The organism is Klebsiella sp. RHBSTW-00215 (assembly GCF_014103785.1).
GTDB lineage: Bacteria > Pseudomonadota > Gammaproteobacteria > Enterobacterales > Enterobacteriaceae > Klebsiella.
The window spans coordinates 1-2,075 of sequence record NZ_JABXQS010000009.1 but is presented as its reverse complement, the minus strand read 5'-3'; the positions used below and the strand labels follow the sequence as shown (position 1 = coordinate 2,075).

The 2,075-nt window shown below is 49.1% G+C and carries 4 protein-coding genes; 3 read left to right on the top strand and 1 reads right to left on the bottom strand.

Translation table 11 applies throughout. From position 1 onward, the window contains the following. Nucleotides 1-290: 290 nt before the first annotated feature. From HV127_RS31560 to HV127_RS31550, 3 genes are all read left to right on the top strand, one after another. Nucleotides 291-527, top strand: a complete 237-nt coding sequence (locus HV127_RS31560) for a hypothetical protein (protein WP_182241003.1) — start codon at nucleotides 291-293, stop codon at nucleotides 525-527. A 233-nt stretch (nucleotides 528-760) separates the two neighbouring features. After that, a complete protein-coding gene (locus HV127_RS31555; RefSeq protein WP_001560795.1) occupies nucleotides 761-1,000 on the top strand; it encodes a hypothetical protein in 240 nt (79 codons plus the stop codon). A 23-nt stretch (nucleotides 1,001-1,023) separates the two neighbouring features. Then, nucleotides 1,024-1,323 carry a hypothetical protein gene (locus HV127_RS31550; protein WP_016247612.1) on the top strand — a complete coding sequence of 100 codons (300 nt, stop codon included), beginning with the start codon at nucleotides 1,024-1,026 and terminating at the stop codon, nucleotides 1,321-1,323. A gap of 228 nt (nucleotides 1,324-1,551) precedes the next feature. Here the strand turns inward: HV127_RS31550 and HV127_RS31545 are convergent, their stop codons facing one another. After that, nucleotides 1,552-1,665: a hypothetical protein gene (locus tag HV127_RS31545; protein WP_059570819.1), complete on the bottom strand. Its 114-nt coding sequence runs from the start codon at nucleotides 1,663-1,665 to the stop codon at nucleotides 1,552-1,554. Between the last annotated feature and the right edge of the window lie 410 nt (nucleotides 1,666-2,075).

Genomic DNA, 2,075 nt, shown 5'->3' with positions numbered 1-2,075 from the left:
CCGGTGCAGCCTTTTTTCTCCTGCCACATGAAGCACTTCACCGACACCCTCATCAGTGCCAACATAGTAAGCCAGTATACACTCCGCTAGCGCTACGTGACTGGTTCAGGGCTGCGCCCCGAAACCCGCTAAAAGCTAATGACGCGCCTGCGGCTTGTCCAACGCCTCACGGCACCGGATTAAAATCCGCTCCCGTTCACCGTTTCTGACTGCCTTTCACCGTCGCTGGCGCTTCACCGTATCTACTGTGTCTGGCAGACTGTGCTGATTTATTCTGACTGGAGAACGTTATGGCCAGACTGACAAACTTGACGCCTGCAGAGAAAAAATTTCTTGATGATGCTGTTGCCGCAGCTGAAAGAGCGTCAGGTAAAAAGCTAAATCAGCCTAACCGGCACACCGTCCTGAACAGAGCGCGTGCGCAAATTGAGTTGCAGCGTTACGCCGACCGCCAGCGTGCATTACGTGAGGATGAGCGGCAGCAGTCCGATTTTGCCTGGTCACGTCCGCGCGCGCCGCGCCGCTGATTTTGGCTTTTGGCGGTTTAGTGGTGCTGATGCTGCGAAATCACCTGCCATTCATCTGCGTGCATAGCCATGCAGTCGCGCAGAAATCATCAGGGGCGTTTTTCCGGGATACTGCTGAGGCAAGGTGCCGGAAACGGCCCTGATGCGGCAGGATTGCGCTGAGGGCGCCTGCGGGGGTGCGGGCAACGGATGTTATGTTCAATTCTGTTTTCTTCATATTATCTGGATAGGGAATGATAAAAAAAATCTGCATTACTGTTATCGTCGTTTTTTTGCTGTTGGTTGGCTATGGTGCTTGGATTGGATCTGAGCAAAATCAGCGAGGAGTATCTTTATTTGAGGTTGCATATACATACAACGCAATGAATCCAATTAGTCGGATCGGCTATACATTTATGCTGAAGAGAAATCATGCTTTAGTCGAGAGGGCTGGAGAGGTTAAGAAATCTATTGATAGCATGAGTGGTGAGTGATTTTTTAAATTTAAAGGACTGATATGAAAAAGATACTTTTTTGTTCGCTGCTTCTTCTTTCTGCAAGTTCATTTGCACAACAATTCCATTATCAGTGTGAAGGACGAGATTTAAAGATAATGCTTTCACCTAATGCAGCTTTTCTTGATGGTAAATCATTCGAATATAAGAATGGAGAGACGAATGGGGAAACGACAAAGATGACATTCTTTGGTCCTTCTGGTGAGGTTCTCAAGTTTTTGGTTAATCCTGTCAATAACTTATATCGTATGGGGCTGACTTCAGGTGCTACATTTGAAGAGATAAATTGCACTGAAATCTAGAAATATTTTATCTGATTAATAAGATGATCTTCTTGAGATCGTTTTGGTCTGCGCGTAATCTCTTGCTCTGAAAACGAAAAAACCGCCTTGCAGGGCGGTTTTTCGAAGGTTCTCTGAGCTACCAACTCTTTGAACCGAGGTAACTGGCTTGGAGGAGCGCAGTCACCAAAACTTGTCCTTTCAGTTTAGCCTTAACCGGCGCATGACTTCAAGACTAACTCCTCTAAATCAATTACCAGTGGCTGCTGCCAGTGGTGCTTTTGCATGTCTTTCCGGGTTGGACTCAAGACGATAGTTACCGGATAAGGCGCAGCGGTCGGACTGAACGGGGGGTTCGTGCATACAGTCCAGCTTGGAGCGAACTGCCTACCCGGAACTGAGTGTCAGGCGTGGAATGAGACAAACGCGGCCATAACAGCGGAATGACACCGGTAAACCGAAAGGCAGGAACAGGAGAGCGCACGAGGGAGCCGCCAGGGGGAAACGCCTGGTATCTTTATAGTCCTGTCGGGTTTCGCCACCACTGATTTGAGCGTCAGATTTCGTGATGCTTGTCAGGGGGGCGGAGCCTATGGAAAAACGGCTTTGCCGCGGCCCTCTCACTTCCCTGTTAAGTATCTTCCTGGCATCTTCCAGGAAATCTCCGCCCCGTTCGTAAGCCATTTCCGCTCGCCGCAGTCGAACGACCGAGCGTAGCGAGTCAGTGAGCGAGGAAGCGGAATATATCCTGTATCACATATTCTGCTGACGCA

Coding starts and splice junctions, on each gene's coding strand:
- HV127_RS31545 (WP_059570819.1), bottom strand. CDS start 1,665: ATGCACGAACCCCCCGTTCAGTCCGACCGCTGCGCCTTATCCGGTAAC.
- HV127_RS31560 (WP_182241003.1), top strand. CDS start 291: ATGGCCAGACTGACAAACTTGACGCCTGCAGAGAAAAAATTTCTTGAT.
- HV127_RS31555 (WP_001560795.1), top strand. CDS start 761: ATGATAAAAAAAATCTGCATTACTGTTATCGTCGTTTTTTTGCTGTTG.
- HV127_RS31550 (WP_016247612.1), top strand. CDS start 1,024: ATGAAAAAGATACTTTTTTGTTCGCTGCTTCTTCTTTCTGCAAGTTCA.